The sequence below is a fragment of the Luteimonas terricola genome, from assembly GCF_004352845.1.
GTDB classification, from domain to species: domain Bacteria; phylum Pseudomonadota; class Gammaproteobacteria; order Xanthomonadales; family Xanthomonadaceae; genus Luteimonas; species Luteimonas terricola.
In genome coordinates this window covers 105,609-122,805 of sequence record NZ_SJRX01000008.1, presented here as the reverse complement: position 1 = coordinate 122,805, position 17,197 = coordinate 105,609, and the positions used below count along the sequence as shown (strand labels likewise).

Annotated in this window: 15 protein-coding genes and 2 riboswitches; of the genes, 11 read left to right on the top strand and 4 right to left on the bottom strand. The window is 70.0% G+C overall.

What is annotated here, in order from left to right:
* The first annotated feature begins 43 nt into the window (after nucleotides 1-43).
* The 6 genes from E2169_RS12355 (at nucleotide 44) to E2169_RS12330 (ending at nucleotide 5,211) form a co-directional block, all read left to right on the top strand.
* Nucleotides 44-640, top strand: a complete 597-nt coding sequence (locus tag E2169_RS12355) for a GNAT family N-acetyltransferase (RefSeq protein WP_132986908.1) — start codon at nucleotides 44-46, stop codon at nucleotides 638-640.
* Nucleotides 640-1,443, top strand: a complete 804-nt coding sequence (gene minC / locus E2169_RS12350) for a septum site-determining protein MinC (RefSeq protein WP_132986907.1) — start codon at nucleotides 640-642, stop codon at nucleotides 1,441-1,443. The genes E2169_RS12355 and minC overlap by 1 nt, the downstream gene beginning before the upstream one ends.
* A gap of 23 nt (nucleotides 1,444-1,466) precedes the next feature.
* Entirely contained in the window at nucleotides 1,467-2,276 is an 810-nt protein-coding gene (gene minD, locus E2169_RS12345) for a septum site-determining protein MinD (protein ID WP_132986906.1), read from the top strand.
* Between the two features lie 3 nt (nucleotides 2,277-2,279).
* The gene (minE, locus tag E2169_RS12340; RefSeq protein ID WP_132986905.1) at nucleotides 2,280-2,543 is read left to right on the top strand and encodes a cell division topological specificity factor MinE; all 264 of its coding nucleotides are present in this window, start codon (nucleotides 2,280-2,282) and stop codon (nucleotides 2,541-2,543) included.
* 82 nt (nucleotides 2,544-2,625) lie between these two features.
* The gene (locus E2169_RS12335; protein WP_165942413.1) at nucleotides 2,626-3,156 is read left to right on the top strand and encodes a hypothetical protein; all 531 of its coding nucleotides are present in this window, start codon (nucleotides 2,626-2,628) and stop codon (nucleotides 3,154-3,156) included.
* Between the two features lie 84 nt (nucleotides 3,157-3,240).
* Nucleotides 3,241-5,211, top strand: a complete 1,971-nt coding sequence (locus E2169_RS12330) for a M2 family metallopeptidase (protein ID WP_132986904.1) — start codon at nucleotides 3,241-3,243, stop codon at nucleotides 5,209-5,211.
* Nucleotides 5,212-5,236: 25 nt separating this feature from the next.
* Here E2169_RS12330 and E2169_RS12325 read toward each other — a convergent pair whose 3' ends face one another.
* Nucleotides 5,237-6,487 carry a multidrug effflux MFS transporter gene (locus E2169_RS12325; RefSeq protein ID WP_132986903.1) on the bottom strand — a complete coding sequence of 417 codons (1,251 nt, stop codon included), beginning with the start codon at nucleotides 6,485-6,487 and terminating at the stop codon, nucleotides 5,237-5,239.
* Nucleotides 6,488-6,595: 108 nt separating this feature from the next.
* Nucleotides 6,596-6,690, top strand: a riboswitch (glycine riboswitch).
* A 3-nt stretch (nucleotides 6,691-6,693) separates the two neighbouring features.
* Nucleotides 6,694-6,779: riboswitch (glycine riboswitch) on the top strand.
* Nucleotides 6,780-6,833: 54 nt separating this feature from the next.
* Between E2169_RS12325 and gcvP the strand changes: the two genes are divergently transcribed.
* The 3 genes from gcvP (at nucleotide 6,834) to egtD (ending at nucleotide 12,176) form a co-directional block, all read left to right on the top strand.
* Nucleotides 6,834-9,740, top strand: a complete 2,907-nt coding sequence (gene gcvP, locus E2169_RS12320) for an aminomethyl-transferring glycine dehydrogenase (protein WP_132986902.1) — start codon at nucleotides 6,834-6,836, stop codon at nucleotides 9,738-9,740.
* A 133-nt stretch (nucleotides 9,741-9,873) separates the two neighbouring features.
* Nucleotides 9,874-11,211 carry an ergothioneine biosynthesis protein EgtB gene (egtB, locus tag E2169_RS14495; protein WP_132986901.1) on the top strand — a complete coding sequence of 446 codons (1,338 nt, stop codon included), beginning with the start codon at nucleotides 9,874-9,876 and terminating at the stop codon, nucleotides 11,209-11,211.
* Nucleotides 11,208-12,176: an L-histidine N(alpha)-methyltransferase gene (gene egtD / locus E2169_RS12310; RefSeq protein ID WP_132986900.1), complete on the top strand. Its 969-nt coding sequence runs from the start codon at nucleotides 11,208-11,210 to the stop codon at nucleotides 12,174-12,176. The genes egtB and egtD overlap by 4 nt, the downstream gene beginning before the upstream one ends.
* A gap of 176 nt (nucleotides 12,177-12,352) precedes the next feature.
* Here the strand turns inward: egtD and E2169_RS12305 are convergent, their stop codons facing one another.
* The 3 genes from E2169_RS12305 to E2169_RS12295 form a co-directional block, all read right to left on the bottom strand.
* Nucleotides 12,353-14,173, bottom strand: a complete 1,821-nt coding sequence (locus E2169_RS12305; protein WP_132986899.1) for an FUSC family protein — start codon at nucleotides 14,171-14,173, stop codon at nucleotides 12,353-12,355.
* Nucleotides 14,174-14,334: 161 nt separating this feature from the next.
* Complete coding sequence (locus E2169_RS12300; RefSeq protein ID WP_132986898.1) at nucleotides 14,335-15,621, bottom strand: arsenic transporter; 1,287 nt, start codon at nucleotides 15,619-15,621, stop codon at nucleotides 14,335-14,337.
* A gap of 3 nt (nucleotides 15,622-15,624) precedes the next feature.
* Nucleotides 15,625-15,975: an ArsR/SmtB family transcription factor gene (locus tag E2169_RS12295; RefSeq protein ID WP_132986945.1), complete on the bottom strand. Its 351-nt coding sequence runs from the start codon at nucleotides 15,973-15,975 to the stop codon at nucleotides 15,625-15,627.
* Nucleotides 15,976-16,013: 38 nt separating this feature from the next.
* On the opposite strand from E2169_RS12295, the gene arsH reads away from it, so the two are divergent.
* Together arsH and arsC are read left to right on the top strand one after the other, a co-directional pair.
* On the top strand, nucleotides 16,014-16,763 hold the full coding sequence (arsH, locus tag E2169_RS12290; protein WP_132986897.1) for an arsenical resistance protein ArsH: 750 nt from the start codon (nucleotides 16,014-16,016) through the stop codon (nucleotides 16,761-16,763).
* Between the two features lie 9 nt (nucleotides 16,764-16,772).
* A complete protein-coding gene (gene arsC, locus E2169_RS12285; RefSeq protein WP_132986896.1) occupies nucleotides 16,773-17,174 on the top strand; it encodes an arsenate reductase (glutaredoxin) in 402 nt (133 codons plus the stop codon).
* The last annotated feature ends 23 nt before the right edge of the window (nucleotides 17,175-17,197 follow it).

Here is a 17,197-nt window from a genome sequence, read left to right as displayed (position 1 = left end):
CGCCCGCCACGTTGGCGTCATTGGTCACACCACGGAGTCTGGAATGTCGATTGTCGTCCGCGACGTGCGCGAGCACGAGCTGGATTCCGTCCTTGCCCTGAACAATGCCGCCGGTCCCTCCATCCTGCCGCTCGATTCGGCCCGCCTGCGCCAGTTTTTCAACAGCGCGGATTATTTCCGGGTGGCCGAGCGCGACGGCACCCTGGCCGGGTTCCTGGTCGGCTTCGGCTCGCGCCGTGGCCACGACAGCAGCAACTTCGGCTGGTTCGCCGAGCGCCATCCGGACTTCATGTACATCGACCGCGTGGTCGTCGCCAGCCGCCGCCGTGGCGGTGGCGTGGGCCGCACGATCTACGCCGACGTCCAGGGCTATGCCGAACTCCGCTACCCGGTGCTGGCCTGCGAGGTCTTCGTCGAGCACGACAGCGACACCGCGCGCATCTTCCACGGCAGCTTCGGCTTCCGCGAGGTCGGCCAGCACGTGATGCCGGGCACCGGCATCCGCGCCTCGATGCTGACCAAGGGCATGTGCAGCTACGCCTGGGTCCGCGACACCTATGGCGACGCCCTGCCCGACGAGCCCTGGCTCACGCAGCCGCGGCCGGCCGACGAAGCCCGCCTGGCGACGGGAACCCGATGATGGCGAAGGCCCAGGGCGCACCCGCCGTGAGCTTCGAGCCCGCCGGCGAGCTCAAGATCGGCCAGGTCGGCATCGCCAACCTGCGCATCCGCAGCCTCGACGTCGAACGCCTCGCCGCCGAGATGCGCGATCGCGTGCAGCGCGCGCCCAAGCTGTTCGGCCGCGGCGCGGTGGTGGTCGATTTCGGCGGCCTGTCCGCACTGCCCGACACCGAAACCGCGCGCGCCCTGCTCGACGCCCTGCGCGCGGCCGGTGCCCTGCCCGTGGCCCTGGCCTGGGGCAACAGCGAGAACGAGCAGCTGGCCATCGAACTCGGCCTGCCGCTGCTGGCCAAGTTCCGCGCCCAGTACGAACCCGCCGGTGGCGGCACAACCGCGGCCGCGCCTCCCGAAGCGGCTCCCGCCGCGCAGCCGGCCGCGGAACGGTCCCGCGCGGCCACGTCCGCCGCGGTCGAACCGCCCGCGGGCAACGGTGGCCCCGGCCTGATCCAGGCCAGCGCGGTGCGCTCGGGCCAGCAGGTCTATGCCGACAACCGCGACCTCACCGTGCTGGCCGCCGTGGGCGCCGGCGCCGAGGTCATCGCCGACGGCTCCATTCATATCTACGGTGCGCTGCGCGGTCGCGCGCTCGCCGGCGCGCAGGGCAATGCCCGGGCGCGTATCTTCTGCCGCGAGTTCCATGCCGAACTCGTGGCTGTCGCTGGACACTACAAGGTGCTGGAAGACATCCCCGCAGACCTGCGCGGCAAGGCCGTGCAGGTCTGGCTGGATGGCGACCAGCTGAAAATAGCAGCGCTCGACTGAAGCGCGCATACAGGAGACAGACTTTGGCCGAGATCATCGTAGTCACGTCCGGGAAGGGCGGCGTCGGCAAGACAACCACCAGCGCGAGCCTGGCCTGCGGCCTGGCGCGGCGCGGCAAGAAGGTCGCGGTCATCGACTTCGATGTCGGCCTGCGCAACCTCGACCTGATCATGGGCTGCGAGCGCCGCGTGGTGTACGACTTCGTCAACGTCACCCAGGGCGAGGCCACGCTGAAGCAGGCGATGATCAAGGACAAGCGCTTCGACACCCTGTATATCCTCGCGGCGTCGCAGACCCGCGACAAGGACGCGCTCAACCGCGACGGCGTGGAGAAAGTGCTGAAGGAGCTCGACGCCGACGGCTTCGACTACATCGTCTGCGACTCCCCGGCCGGCATCGAGAAGGGCGCGTTCCTGGCCATGTACTTCGCCGACCAGGCGGTTGTCGTGGTCAATCCCGAGGTTTCCTCGGTGCGCGACTCCGACCGCATCATCGGCCTGCTGGACTCCAAGACCCGCAGGGCCGAGGCGGGCGAGTCGATCACCTCGCACCTGCTGCTCACCCGCTACAACCCGCAGCGCGTGGGCGATGGCGAAATGCTGTCGATCACCGACGTCGAGGACGTCCTCGGCCTGAAGACCGTGGGCGTGATCCCGGAGTCGGGCGACGTGCTCAACGCCTCCAACAAGGGCGAACCGGTGATCCTGGACATGGAATCCGAGGCCGGGCAAGCCTATGACGACGCCGTCGCCCGGATCATGGGCGAGGAGCGGCCGATGCGCTTCATCCAGCTGGAGAAGAAGGGTTTCTTCAGCAAGCTGTTCGGAGGTTGAGGCATGGGCATGTTCGATTTCCTCAAGCCGAAGAAGAACACCGCGTCGATCGCCAAGGAGCGCTTGCGGATCATCGTCGCGCAGGAGCGCAGCTCGCGCGGCGCGCCGGACTACCTGCCGCTGCTGCAGCGCGAACTGCTGGAAGTGATCCGCAAGTACGTCAGCGTCGACGTCGACGCGGTCAAGGTCGACCTGATCAAGGACGGCGACCACGACGTGCTCGACATCAGCGTGGCCCTGACCGACGAGCGCGCGACCGTCGGCTGAGCGCGCGCAGCTCCCCATGACCCGCGATGCTTCCGCAGGAGCAGCCACAGCTGCGACTGTTGCAGAGCCCAGTCCGGACACCATGGCCGAGCAGGTCGCAACCCCGATCGCAGCTGCAGCTGCTCCTGCAGGAGTGGCCGCGGCAAGCGGTGACGCGGAGGTGCTGCTGCTGCGGGACATCGGCGTTGCCGATGCGGCCGCGCTGCTTGCGGAGCACGGGCTGGAGCTGGTCGGCGTCGAGGATGGCGCACCGATTCCCGGCAGCTATTGGGGCGAGCCCGAGGCCGGCATCATCGGCTGCACGGTCTACGCGCGCGGCGATACGCCCGTGCATTCCATGCTGCACGAAGCCTGCCACCTGATCGTGCTGCCGCCCGAGCGCCGCGCGCTCGTGCACACCGACGCCACCGATTCCGTGCCCGAGGAGGACGCGAGCTGCTACCTGCAGATCGTCCTTGCCGACGCCCTGCCCGGCGTCGGGCGCAACCGGCTGATGGCGGACATGGACACCTGGGGCTACAGCTTCCGGCTCGGCTCCACCCGCGCCTGGTTCGAACGTGACGCCGGGGACGCCCGCGCCTGGCTGCAGGCGCGCGCCCTGCTTCCGGCCTGACGCGGCCGCCACTTGCGGCCACGCCACCCGCCTACTAGCCTGCGGGGGTTTCGCGCCCGAGCGGGCGCCACCGGAGATCCACCAGTGAAACCACGCACCCGCATCGCCATCGCCATTGCCGCCGGCCTGGTCCTGGCCGCCTGTTCGCGCACGCCTTCGACCGCCCCCGGCCCCGACGGCGGCCCGTCGCAGGCGCAGCTGGAGAAGGAGACCGCGGACGAGTTCATCGCCCGCGTGAACGAGGAATACGCCCAGCTGATGCCGGAGATGACGGCCTCGCAGTGGGTGGCCGCCACCTACAGCAACGGCGACAGCGAACTGCTGGCGTCCAAGGGCAACGAACGCTTCCTCGCGCGTACGCAGCAGTGGGTGGAGCAGTCGCGGCGCTTCGAGGGCAAGGAAATGTCGCCGGCCACCGAGCGCGCGATCAGCCTGCTCAAGCTCGGCACCGCGATGCCGCCGCCGCGCGATCCCGCGAAGCTCTCGGAGCTCACCACCCTGGCCACGAAGATGGAAGGCATCTACGCACGCGGCGAGTACTGCACCGGCGAAGGCGACGCGCGCTCCTGCCGCCAGCTCGGCGAACTCGAGGACGTGCTGCGCAACGACCGCGACTACGACACCCAGCTCGATGCGTGGCAGGGCTGGCACACCATCTCGCAGCCGATGCGCGCCGACTACGAGCGCTTCGCGGCGCTGGTCAACGAAGGCGCGCGCGACCTCGGCTTCGCCGACGCCGGCGAACTCTGGCGCGCCGGTTACGACATGACCCCGGCCGAGCTGTCCGCCGAGACCGACCGCCTCTGGGGCCAGGTCGAGCCGCTGTACGAACAGCTGCACTGCTACACCCGCACCCGCCTGGAGGCGGAGTACCCGGGCAAGGGGTCGATCAACGGCATGCTGCCCGCGCACCTGATGGGCAACATGTGGCAGCAGGACTGGAGCAACCTGTGGTCACTGGTGGCGCCCTATCCCAATGCCAGCCAGCTGGACGTGACCGGCGCGCTGGAGCGCCAGTACCAGGCCTCGCTCAACGAGCGGTTGATGCGCGAAAGCGCGCTGCTGGAGACCGACGGTCGGGTCGAAGTCGCGCGCGGAGCGCAACTCGAACACGCGAAGGCCATGACCCGCCAGGCCGAAGAGTTCTACACATCGCTGGGCATGCCGGCGCTGCCGGAGTCGTACTGGGAGAAGACCCAGTTCATCAAGCCGCGCGACCGCGACGTGGTCTGCCACGCCAGCGCCTGGCAGATGAACCCCGACGCCAGCGACGTGCGCACCAAGATGTGCATCAAGCCCAACGAGGAAGACTTCACCACCATCTACCACGAGCTCGGCCACGTCTATTACTACCTGGCCTACGGCGAGCTCCCGCCCCTGTTCCAGAACGGTGCGCACGACGGCTTCCACGAGGCCATCGGCGACACCATCGAGCTGGCGATGACCCCGCAGTACCTGCAGTCGATCGGGCTGGTCGAAGGCCAGGCGCCGGGCGAAGAGGCGCTGATCAACTCGCAGATGCGCATGGCGCTGTCCAAGGTCGCCTTCCTGCCCTTCGGCCTGATGATCGACCGCTGGCGCTGGGGCGTGTTCGACGGAACGATCACTCCGGACAACTACAACCAGGCCTGGTGGGACCTGAAGGCGCGCTACCAGGGCGTGGCCCCGGTGAACCCGCGCGGCGAGGAGTTCTTCGATGCGGGCGCCAAGTACCACGTGCCGGGCAACACCCCGTACACGCGCTACTTCCTCTCGCACGTGCTGCAGTTCCAGTTCTACAAGGCGCTGTGCGATGCCGCCGGCCACGACGGTCCGCTCAACGAGTGCAGCTTCGCCGGCGACCAGGCCGCGGGCGGGAAGTTCTGGGCGATGCTGTCCAAGGGCAACAGCCAGCCGTGGCAGCAGACGATGAAGGAGCTGACCGGCGGCGAGACCATGGACGCGTCGGCGGTGCTGGAATACTTCGCACCGCTGCAGGGATGGCTGGTGGAGCAGAACGAAGGCAAGACCTGCGGGTGGCAGGCCTCCGCGGGCGGAACCACGGCCGCGCAGTAAGGCGGGACGGCGATCCGGCGGAGGCCTAAACGTGCTCCGTCGGATCCGGCATCCCCGGTTCGCACTGCCCCGCCGGCAGGCGCTTGGTGCGATACCGCTCCAGCCGCCACATCAGCCAACCCGCGAGCGTGAACGCCGCGGCCGCCATCGCCAGCGTCGCCATGGAACCACTGACCATCGGTGACAACAGGCCGGCCACCACGGCGTTGAGCGCGAGGGCGGTGAAGGCCTGCAGCGACGATGCCGAGCCGCGCTGCCGCGGATACATGTCGAGGATCGCGAGCGTCAGCACCGGGAACACCAGGGCCACGCCGAAGGCGGTCAGCGCCGCCGGCAACACGGCCCAGGGCACGGTCGGCACGTCCACCAGCAGGCCGTAGGCGACGTTGCCCGCCGCGGCCAGGCCGCAGCAGGCGAAGCCCAGGTTGACCTGCAGCACGTGCGGCATCCGCCCGGCCACGCGCCCGGAGGTGAAGGCGCCGAGCATCATCCCGCCGATCATCGGCCCGAAGAACCAGGCGAAGCTGCGCTCGTCGAGCCGCAGCAGGTCGAGCACGAAGGCCGGGGCCGAGGCGATGTACAGGAACAGCGCCGCGAAGTTGAACGCGCCCGCCGCCGCCAACCGCTGGAAGCGCCGGTTGGCGAAGATCAGCACATAGTCGCGCAGCATCCGCCGCGGCACCGGCGTGCTGCGGTTTTCCGGCGGATGGGTCTCCGGCAGCCAGGCCCAGGTCGCCGCCAGCAGCAGCACGCCGAAGCCGACCAGGAACCAGAAGATGTCGTGCCAGTGGCCCCAGCCCAGGATCCAGCCGCCGATCACCGGCGCGATCGCGGGGGCGATGCCGAAGATCATCGACACCTGGCTCATCAGCCGCTGGGCGTCGTCGCCATGGAGCACGTCGCGGATCACCGCGCGGCCCACGATCAGGCCCACGCCCGCCGACAGGCCCTGCAGCGCACGGAACGCCAGCATGGTCGGCAGGTCGTCGGCCAGCGCGCAGCCCACCGAGGCGCCGATGAACACCACGAGTCCGCCCAGGATCACCCGGCGACGGCCGAAGGCGTCCGACATCGGGCCGTGTACCAGGCTCATCAACGCATAGGCGACCAGGTACACGCTGATGGTCTGCTGCATCGCCAGCTTGTCGGCGCCCAGCGCCTCGCCCATCACCGGGAAAGCGGGGAAGATGGCGTCGATCGAAAACGGGCCGAACATCGACAGTCCCGCCAGCAGCAGGGCCAGCCGGCCGGTGGATTTGGGCAGATGCGGGGGCATGGGCGGGCGCCGGCACCAGGGCCGGCGAGATGAAGGCGGGGCCGGCAAGGATAAAGGATACCGGGTCCGCAGCCGGGGTCGCCGACGCGGGCTATAATTGCGGGGCAAGACCCTCCAGCGGGAGAAGCCGCCCCGGTCCACCGGGACGGCTGCCGAAGGCGCAACGCCCGTAATCGCTCAGGCCCACGTACCGCCGGCGGGGAAAACTCTGGAGAGACCGGTCAAACCCGGCGCCGAAGGTGCATGTGACGCGGCTCGCGCCCGTCCCGAACTCTCAGGCAAAAGGACAGAGGGGCGCCCCGCGTGCGTGCACGCGGCCCATCCGCGCCCGCGAGAGTCCATTGCCATGTCCAAGTCCGCCTCCCTCCGCTCGCTCGAGCACCACGACGCGTTCGTATCGCGCCACATCGGCCCCAACGGGGACGAGATCGCGCAGATGCTGCGCGTGGTCGGCCATGAGTCGCTCGACGCGATGACCGATGCCATCGTGCCCGGCTCGATCCGCTCCGGCGACGCGCTCGCCCTGCCGCCGCCGATGACCGAAGTCGACGCGCTGGCGAAGATCCGCGCCATCGCCGACCGCAACACCGTCTTCCGCAGCTTCATCGGCCAGGGCTATTACGGCACCCACGTGCCCAAGGTCATCCTGCGCAACATCCTCGAGAACCCGGCCTGGTACACGGCCTACACGCCCTACCAGGCGGAGATCTCGCAGGGCCGCATGGAAGCGCTGATCAACTTCCAGACGATGCTGGCCGACCTGACCGGCATGGAGATCGCCAACGCCTCGCTGCTCGACGAGGCCACCGCCGCCGCCGAGGCGATGACGCTGGCCAAGCGCTCGGCGAAGTCGAAGTCGAACGTGTTCTTCGTGTCGAAGAACGTGCATCCGCAGACGCTGGAAGTGCTGCGCACGCGCGCCGGCGGCCTCGGCATCGAGCTGCACGTGGGCGACGACGCCGACGCCGCGACCGTCGACAGCTACGGCGTGCTGCTGCAGTACCCCGACACCTTCGGCCGCATCCACGACTACCGCAGCGTCGCCGAAGCCGTGCACGCGCGCGGCGGCGTGGTGGCCGTGGCCGCCGACCTGCTGGCGCTGACCCTGATTGCGGCGCCCGGCGAATGGGGTGCGGACATCGTCGTCGGCAACACGCAGCGCTTCGGCGTGCCCTTCGGCTTCGGCGGCCCGCACGCGGGCTACATGGCCTGCCGCGACGCGTTCAAGCGCTCGCTGCCCGGCCGCCTGATCGGCGTCTCGGTCGACGTCGAGGGCAACCCCGCCTACCGCCTGACCCTGCAGACCCGCGAGCAGCACATCCGCCGCGAGAAGGCCACGTCCAACATCTGCACCGCGCAGGTGCTGCTGGCGGTGATGGCAAGCATGTACGTCGTCTACCACGGCCCCGACGGCCTGGTGCGCATCGCCCGCCGCGTGCACCGCCTCGGCGCGATGCTGGGTGCCGCATTGCGCAAGTGCGGGATCGAGGTCGGCGGCGACTTCTTCGACACCCTGCACGTCACCGGCGTCGACGCCGCCGGGATCCACGCCAAGGCGGCCAAGGCCGGGATCAACCTGCGCCGGATCGACGCCGGCTCGGTCGGCATCAGCCTGGACGAAACCACCACGCGCGACGAGATGGTCGCACTGGCGCAGCTGTTCGACGCGACCATCGACGATGTCGACGCGCTCGACGCCGCCACGCCCGACGCGCTGCCCGCCTCGCTGCTGCGCACTTCGAAGTTCCTCACCCATCCGGTGTTCAACACCCATCACAGCGAGCACGAGCTGCTGCGCTACATGCGCGCCCTGGCCGACAAGGACCTGGCCATGGACCGCACGATGATCCCGCTGGGCTCGTGCACCATGAAGCTCAACGCCACCGCCGAGATGATCCCGATCACCTGGCCCGAGTTCGCCGACATCCACCCGCTGGCACCGGCCGACCAGGCCGAGGGCTACAAGGTGCTGATCGACGGCCTGGAGACGATGCTGGCGGAGATCACCGGCTACGACGCGGTCAGCTTCCAGCCCAACTCCGGCGCCCAGGGCGAGTTCGCCGGCCTGCTGGCCATCCGCGCCTGGCACGAGTCGCGCGGCGAAGGCCACCGCGACATCTGCCTGATCCCGGAGTCCGCGCACGGCACCAACCCGGCGTCCGCGCAGCTGTGCGGAATGACGGTCGTGGTGACGCGCTGCGACGCGAACGGCAACGTCGACGTCGAGGACATCCGCGCCAAGGCGGAGAAATACTCCGACCGCCTGGCCGCGATCATGATCACCTACCCGTCCACGCACGGCGTGTTCGAGGAAGACGTGGTCGAGATCTGCGGGATCGTCCACGCCCATGGCGGCCAGGTATACACCGACGGCGCCAACATGAACGCCCTTTGCGGCGTCGCCCGCCCGGGCAAGTGGGGCTCGGACGTCAGCCACCTCAACCTGCACAAGACCTTCTGCATCCCGCACGGCGGCGGCGGCCCCGGCGTCGGCCCCTGCGCGGTGAAGTCGCACCTCGCCCCCTTCCTGCCCGCCGCCACGCCGGCGACGGAAGCGCAGGACGGCGGCGCCCCGCGCGTCGGCATGGTCTCCGCGGCCACCCACGGCTCGGCCAGCATCCTGCCGATCAGCTGGATGTACATCGTGATGATGGGCGCCGAAGGCCTGCGCCGCGCGACCCAGGTCGCGCTGCTCAACGCCAACTACGTGGCCAAGCGCCTCGAGCCGCACTATCCGACGCTCTACACCGGCCGCAACGGCCTGGTCGCGCACGAGTGCATCCTCGACCTGCGCCCGCTCAAGGACGCCACCGGCGTCGGTGCCGAGGACGTGGCCAAGCGCCTGATCGACTTCGGCTTCCACGCGCCCACGCTGAGCTTCCCGGTCTCGGGCACGCTGATGGTGGAGCCGACCGAGAGCGAGTCGATGCACGAGCTCGACCGCTTCATCGACGCCATGATCCAGATCCGCGAGGAGATCCGCGCGATCGAGGACGGCCGCCTGGACCGCGAGGACAACCCGCTCAAGCACGCCCCGCACACCGCGGAACAGGCCAGTGCCAGCGAGTGGACCCACGCCTACCCGCGCGAACTGGCGGTGTTCCCGCTGCCGAGCCTGCGCCGCCAGAAGTACTGGCCGCCGGTGGCGCGCGTGGACAACGTGCACGGCGACAAGAACGTGTTCTGCAGCTGCATCCCGATCGGGTCGGCAGAGGAAGAACCCGAGGCGTTCAGCGAGCCGGACGTGGTCTGAGGCCGGACACTCCCGCGCGCTTGTCCCCATCTGTCCTTCCGGCCTCTTCCCCCGCCTTGCGGGGGAAGAGGCCGGTTCTGGCGGGACATTCCCGATTAACGCCGCCGTCTTCCAGCCGCGCTACCCTGCGGCCATGCCCGCCTCCCAGGCAGCCCACGCAGACGCGCCGTCCCCGGGCGACGCCACGCCAGACCTCCGCCGTCGCTATGCGGACGTCCGCGGCCGCACGTGCGCACTCGCAGCCCCGCTCTCGCCCGAAGACGCCCAACTCCAGTCCATGCCCGAAGCCAGCCCGGCGAAATGGCACCTGGCGCACACGACGTGGTTCTTCGCCCGCTTCGTGCTGGACGATCCCGCGGTCATCCCTGAAGGCTGGGACTACCTCTTCAACAGCTATTACGTCGGCGCCGGCGAACGCCATGCGCGGACGCTTCGCGGACTCGTCTCGCGCCCATCGCTGCACGAGGTGCTCGCCTGGCGCGACGAGGTCGACGCCCGCGTGCTGCGCGGCCTGGAGGACGGCCGCTTCGACGCCGCCGCATGCGATGTGCTGGTACTCGGCATGCATCACGAGCAGCAGCACCAGGAGTTGCTGCTGACCGATATCAAGCACGCGCTGTGGTGCAATCCGCTGAAGCCCGCGTATCGCAGCGACCTGCCGTGGCCGCGCCTGGCCGCGGCCGGCGGCCCCGGCCCCCTGCGCTGGCTGCGGCGGGAGGAGGCCATCGTCGAGACCGGAGCCCCGCCCTGGCCGGCCAACGCTGCGCCCTTCGTGTACGACAACGAGACCCCGCGCCACCGCGTGCTCCTGCCCGCACATGCGCTGGCCGAGCGCCCGGTGTCGAACGCGGACTTTGCCGCCTTCGTCGCCGACGGCGGCTACCGGACGCCCGGCCTGTGGCTCAGCGACGGCTGGGACACGGCGCAGCGCGAAGGCTGGACGCGGCCGCTGTACTGGCACGAGGACGGCGTGCGCGAGTTCACCCTCGGCGGCTGGCGCGAGCGCGACCCGCACGCACCGGTATGCCATCTCAGCCACTACGAGGCCGACGCCTGCGCGCGCTGGGCCGGCGCCCGCCTGCCCACCGAAGCCGAATGGGAGGCCGCCGCTGCCGGACGGCGCATCGAAGGGAATTTCGCCGATGCGGGCGCACCGCTGCACCCCGTTGCGACCGCCGTCGCCAATGCCGATGCCGGCACGCCTTCCGCATCCGTGCCGTCCCACCCGCTGGGCCTGTTCGGCGACACCTGGGAGTGGACCGGCAGCGCCTACGCGCCCTACCCCGGCTTCCGGCCGCTCCCCGGCACGCTGGGCGAATACAACGGCAAGTTCATGAGCGGCCAACTGGTACTGCGCGGCGGCAGCTGCGCCACGCCCGCGGGGCACGCCCGCGCCAGCTACCGCAACTTCTTCGCACCGCACGCGCGCTGGCAGTTCTCCGGCCTGCGCCTGGCAAAGGACATCGATTGAACCCCGAACTCAGGCTTACCGACCTCCACCCCAGTGCGGACGACATCACCGGCGACGTGCTGCGCGGACTCGCGTCGACGCCCAAGCGCCTGCCTTCGAAGTATTTCTACGACCGCCGCGGCTCCGAACTGTTCGAGGCCATCACCCACCAGCCCGAGTACTACCCGACCCGCATCGAGCTGGCACTTCTGTCCGAGCACGGGCCCGAGATCGCGGCCGCGGCCGGACCCTGCATGCACGTGGTTGAGTACGGCAGCGGCAGCGGCCGCAAGACGCGGCTGCTGCTCGACGCCCTCGAGGACCCGGTGGCATACACGCCGATCGAGATCTCGCGCTCGGCGCTGACCGCAAGCGCCGAGCGCCTGGACCGCGAGTTCGGCGATGTCGAAGTGCTGCCCGTGCTGGCCGATTTCACCCGCGCCATAGCGCTGCCGAGCCCGTCGCGCCCGGCCGCCTCGGCGCTGGTGTTCTTCCCCGGTTCGACCCTGGGCAACTTCGGCCACGAGGAGTCGGTGCGGCTGCTGCAAGCGATGCGCGACACCATGGGCGGCAACGGCGCCGCCCTGGTCGGCATCGACCTGGAGAAGGATCCCGCGATCGTCGAAGCCGCTTACAACGACGCCGCCGGCATCACCGCGGAGTTCACCCTCAACCTCCTGCACCGGCTCAATCGCGACGTCGGCAGCGATTTCGACCCCGGCGCCTTCGCCCACCGTGCGTGCTACGTGGTGCCGGAAGGCCGCATCGTGACCACGCTCGAAAGCCTCCGCGACCAGGTGGTGACCGTGGAAGGCCGCGCGTTCGGTTTCGCCGCCGGCGAGCACATGCACGTCGAGCAGAGCCAGAAGTACAGCGACGCCCGCATCGCCGCGCTGGCGGCACGCGCCGGATTGCGGGTTGCCGCGCGATGGAACGACCCGCTCGACTGGTTCGGCCTGCGCCTGCTGCGCCCCGCAACGCCGTAGGAGCGGCGCGCGGGGATCCGGCGCGGACAGGTGCCAGGTGGAGACCGGGCGGTGCCGCTGACGCGGCACCGCGTCCGGCGGCAGCTTGGGGACAGCACGATGCCCAGCGTCGCCGTGCCCACGCCCCAGTGCACCGCTATCGTCCCGGCCCACGGCCACGGCTTGCTGTGCGCGCTTCAGCCGCCGGGCGGGGCCGGCTCCCGTGCCAGGCACTCCTGCAGGTTCTGCAGCTCGCGCTCGAGCAGCGCGGGCACCGGTCCCGGCGCGTCCGGGATCCGACCCGCAGCCACGGCTTCGGCCAGCCATCGCAGTTCGACCAGCAAGCGTTCGGTGCCGTCGCATCCGAACAGTTCGTCCGCCCGCGTCGCCGCGGCATCCGCGTCAAACTGCTCCAGCGTCCAGCACGCCGACAGGGTGCGATAGGCCAACTGCTGCGCCGCCGCCACCGCCGGCCACTGGCGCTCGGCCTCGCGCCGCTGCGCGGGCGATGCGGCCACGGCGCTGGCATAGGCGTCCTCAAGCGAAAAGCTTCCGCGCTGCAGGTCGCGCCGGGCCGCGTGCGCCGCCCGCGTCGCGACGGCACCAGCGGCCATGTGCGGCACCACCGCCCGGACATCGCGCACGATCGCGGCGAGTTCCACCGGCAGCGCGGCGGCCGCCCGCGACGGCATGGCGCGGTATACCAGCAGCGCGACCAGGCAGCCGACCGCGGTGTCCACGCCGCGCGCGAGCAGGTAGGCGCCGGGGGCTTCCACCGGATGGCCGCCCGAAGCCAGCACCAGCGCGGCGCAGGTGATGAACACCACCGCCAGCGCGTAGTTGCGCAGGATCAGCATCTCGATCACGAACTGCAGCAGCATCACCGTGGCCACCAGCCACAGGCCCTGCGGATACGCCAGCAGGATCACGGCGACCAGCAGCAGCCCGACCCAGGTACCGAGCAGGCGCTCGATGGAGCGCACCAGCGTCCGCTGCCAGTGCAGGCCCTGGTGCAGCATCAGTACCGCCGCGGCCACCGCCCAGTACGAGCGTTCGAGCTGGAACTGCGCGCCGATCCAGCCCGCCAGCAGGGCCGCGACGCCCACGCGCAGCACCACCATGCGCGACATCGTGCCCGCCGCCAGCGCCTCGCGCAGCACGGTGGCGGCGCCCGGGCGCCCCAGCGGGACGAGGCCGGGGACCACGTCCAGCGGCAGCACCCGCGCGCGCACCGTCTGCCTGGCCAGTGCCTGGAGCTGCCGCAGGTCGTCGACGGTGGATTCGGGAAGGGTTTCGCCGCGCGCGGCCGCGGCCATGGCATCCGCGAACAGCAGGTGCATCCGGCGGCTGACCGCGCGCAGGCCGGTCAGGCGGCCGCCGGGACGCGCATCCGCGGGCTGGTGGGTGACCAGCGTCGTCCACGTCTGGTGCAGCGTGCGCGCGGCTTCATGCCGGACTTCGTCCTGGGCCGGCGTGCCGAGCGCCCGGACATAGGCGATGACCGCATCGCCTGCACGCACGACCGCCCGCTTCTCGGGGCCGCGTGGCTCGAACAGCGCGCCGAGCATGTGCATGCACCACGCGAAGCCTCCGCCGCCCAGCACCAGCAACCCCGCTTCCACGGGATCGATCGCGGGCGTCAGCATGCCGCTGGCCGCGGCGCAGGCCAGCAGGAACATGTAGGCACCCGGCGGGCCGATCCGGAACGCGTTGCCGAGCCAGGTGGCCAGCATCGCCAGCAGCGCGACGACCGGCACCACCAGCCATCCCAGCGGCGCGGCGGCCAGGCCGATGCCCACCGACAGCGCGAACGCGGCGGCGATCACCGCCAGTTCGCGCGCACGGCTCAGATAGGGGCGGCCGCTGCCATAGAGCGCGGTGAAGCCACCGGTGGCGGCCATCATTCCCGCAGCGACGTCACCGGCCAGCCAGCCCGCCAGGATCGGTGCGCCCATGCAGAGCGCCGCCCGCAGCGCGAAGCGCCAGCGCTGCGGAGGCCCGCGGCTGACATGCAACATGCCGCGCAGCTGCTGGCGCAGGGGCGGCGGAGGCGGACTTTGCGGCGCCGTGGACACGCGGAGAGTGTAGCCACGTAGCGCTGCCAGCTGTGACGCGTGGCAACGCGGGCGTCGGCTTCAGGCGTGCTTCGTGCCGTGACCGGATGCCACGGCCAGCGTGCTCACGCAAGACTCAGCCGTATCACCAGGGCCGCCAGCGTTGCGAGCAGCACCGGCAGCGTCAGGACGACACCGACCCTGAAGTAATAGCCCCAGGTGATCCTGATGTCCTTGCGTGCCAGCACGTGCAGCCACAGCAGCGTGGCCAGGCTCCCGATCGGGGTGAACTTCGGGCCCAGGTCGCTGCCGATGACGTTCGCGTAGATCATCGCCTCGCGCACCGCCCCTTCCGCCTGGCTGGCATCGATGGACAGCGCGCCGACAAGCACCGTCGGCATGTTGTTCATGACCGACGACAGGAAGGCCGTCAGCAGGCCGGTGCCGAAGGTCGCGGCCCACAGGCCATGGCCGGCGAACCAATCCAGGAGGCCGGCCAGGTGGTCGGTCAGCCCTTCGTTGCGCAGGCCATAGACCACCAGGTACATGCCGAGCGAAAACACCACGATCTGCCAGGGCGCCTCGCGCACGACCTTGCGGGTCGAGATCACATGTCCCTTCGCCGCCACGCCCAGCAGCGCCAGCGCCCCCGCGCCCGCCACGGCGCTGATGGGCACACCGAGCCTTTCCAGCACGAAGAAGCCCACCAGCAGGAGGCCCAGCACCGCCCAGCCCGCGTTGAAGGTGGTGCGGTCGACGATCGCCGAACGCGGATCCTTCAGCCGGGTCACGTCGTAGTTCCCGGGAATGTCGCGGCGGAAGAACCACATCAGCACGAGCAGCGTCGCGGCCACGGAGACCAGGTTGACCGGGAACATGACCGAGGCGTATCCGGCGAAACCGATGTCGAAGTAATCCGCCGAGACGATGTTGACCAGGTTGGAGACGACCAGGGGCAGGCTTGCCGTATCCGCGATGAATCCGGCCGCCATCACGAAGGCCAGCGTGGCCGCGGGAGTGAACTTGAGCGCCAGCAGCATGGCGATCACGATCGGCGTCAGGATCAGCGCCGCGCCGTCGTTGGCGAACAGCGCCGCCACGGCCGCACCCAGCAGCACGAGGTAGACGAACAGCCTGCGACCGCTGCCCCTGCCCCAGCGCGCCACGTGCAGCGCGGCCCATTCGAAGAAGCCGGCCTCGTCAAGCACCAGGCTGATGAGGATCACGGCCACGAAGGTGAAGGTGGCGTTCCAGACGAAGCCCCAGACCGTCGGAATGTCGGAGAGGCCCACCACGCCCGTGACCAGGGCCAGCACGGCGCCGAACGACGCGCTCCACCCGACGCCGAGGCCTCGCGGCTGCCAGATGACCAGGACGATGGTGGCGATGAAGATCAGCAGCGCGAGGAGCACGGCTCAGGCCTCGCGCACTTTGCGGGGCGCCTTGCGGGACGCCCGGGCGGCGGGGCGGCAACGCGTCGCGTCGCCGCCGCAGCAGTTGCGGGTCAGGAACTCGATGAGGCCGTTCATCGCATCGAACTCGGCGCGATAGGAGATGTGTCGCCCCTGCGCCTCACCAGCGATGAGACCGGCTGCTGCGAGATCCTTGAGATGGAACGACAGGGTGGCGCCCGGCAGGGACAGGACCTCGGCCATCTCTCCGGGCGTGCGGCCTTCGGGACCCGCCTCGACCAGCAGGCGGAACACGGACAGTCGCGTGGGATGCCCCAGGGCAGCCAGGGCGACGGTTGCGTTTTCTATTTCCATTTTTCTAGAATAGTCGAAACGTTTTGCAAGAAGCAACCATGACCACGCCCATCGACCTTCCCAACCTGGTTCCCGCAGCCGCACGCATTCCCACCCGCGGCGAGCGCGGGCCGGAAGACAGTGCCACGCACCCTCCGCGGATCCTGATCCTCTACGGCTCGCTGCGCCCGGAGTCCTACAGCCGCAAGCTCGCGCTGGAAGCCGAGCGCCTGCTGCGCCACTTCGGCGCCGAGACCCGCGTGTTCGACCCACGCGGCCTGCCGGTGCAGGGCAGCGTCGAAACGGAGCACCCGAAGGTGCAGGAACTGCGCGCGCTGTCGCTGTGGTCCGAAGGCCAGGTCTGGGTGAGTCCGGAGCGCCACGGTGCCGTGAGCGCCGTGTTCAAGAACCAGATCGACTGGCTGCCGCTGGAGGAAGGCGGCGTGCGCCCGACCCAGGGCCGCACGCTGGCGGTGATGCAGGTCTGCGGCGGCTCGCAGTCGTTCAACGTGGTCAACGCGCTGCGCTTGCTCGGGCGCTGGATGCGGATGGTGACGATTCCGAACCAGTCGTCGGTGCCCAAGGCCTGGCAGGAGTTCGACGACAACGGCCGCATGAAGCCCTCGCCCTACTACGACCGCGTGGTCGACGTGATCGAGGAGCTGGTGAAGTTCACCCTGCTGGTGCGCGGCCGCAGCGACTCCCTCACCAGCCGCTACAGTGAGCGCAAGGGCGACCTTGCCGCCCGGGAGCTGGCGGAGGCCAGTGCCGCGATTGAATCCGCACCCGCCAAGTCCTGCTGCACCTGAGGAGCCACCATGCACGCCACGATCTACCACAACCCCCGCTGCGGCACGTCGCGCAACACGCTCGCGCTGATCCGCCACGCCGGCATCGAGCCCGAGGTCATCGAATACCTGAAGGACACGCCCACGCGCGAACAGCTGGCCGCACTGATCCGCGACGCCGGCATCGGCGTGCGCGACGCGATCCGCGCCAAGGAAGCGAAGTACACCGAGCTGGGACTGGACGATCCATCGCTGTCCGACGACGCCCTGCTCGACGCGATGCTCGCCGAACCGATCCTGATCAACCGCCCCTTCGTGCGCACCGACCGCGGCGTTCGCCTGAGCCGGCCGTCGGAAGCGGTGCTCGACATCCTGCCGCCGCTCCCCGCGCCCTTCACCAAGGAAGATGGCGGAGTGGTGGCGCCGAAGTAGTCGCGCCACCCTGCCCCGCCCCG

What these genes read in the sequence shown, in the direction of transcription:
- E2169_RS12355 (WP_132986908.1), top strand. Translation starts at nt 44, where the DNA reads ATGTCGATTGTCGTCCGCGACGTGCGCGAGCACGAGCTGGATTCCGTC.
- minC (WP_132986907.1), top strand. Translation starts at nt 640, where the DNA reads ATGGCGAAGGCCCAGGGCGCACCCGCCGTGAGCTTCGAGCCCGCCGGC.
- minE (WP_132986905.1), top strand. Translation starts at nt 2,280, where the DNA reads ATGGGCATGTTCGATTTCCTCAAGCCGAAGAAGAACACCGCGTCGATC.
- E2169_RS12335 (WP_165942413.1), top strand. Translation starts at nt 2,626, where the DNA reads ATGGCCGAGCAGGTCGCAACCCCGATCGCAGCTGCAGCTGCTCCTGCA.
- E2169_RS12325 (WP_132986903.1), bottom strand. Translation starts at nt 6,487, where the DNA reads ATGCCCCCGCATCTGCCCAAATCCACCGGCCGGCTGGCCCTGCTGCTG.
- gcvP (WP_132986902.1), top strand. Translation starts at nt 6,834, where the DNA reads ATGTCCAAGTCCGCCTCCCTCCGCTCGCTCGAGCACCACGACGCGTTC.
- egtB (WP_132986901.1), top strand. Translation starts at nt 9,874, where the DNA reads ATGCCCGCCTCCCAGGCAGCCCACGCAGACGCGCCGTCCCCGGGCGAC.
- E2169_RS12305 (WP_132986899.1), bottom strand. Translation starts at nt 14,173, where the DNA reads ATGTTGCATGTCAGCCGCGGGCCTCCGCAGCGCTGGCGCTTCGCGCTG.
- E2169_RS12295 (WP_132986945.1), bottom strand. Translation starts at nt 15,975, where the DNA reads ATGGAAATAGAAAACGCAACCGTCGCCCTGGCTGCCCTGGGGCATCCC.
- arsH (WP_132986897.1), top strand. Translation starts at nt 16,014, where the DNA reads ATGACCACGCCCATCGACCTTCCCAACCTGGTTCCCGCAGCCGCACGC.
- arsC (WP_132986896.1), top strand. Translation starts at nt 16,773, where the DNA reads ATGCACGCCACGATCTACCACAACCCCCGCTGCGGCACGTCGCGCAAC.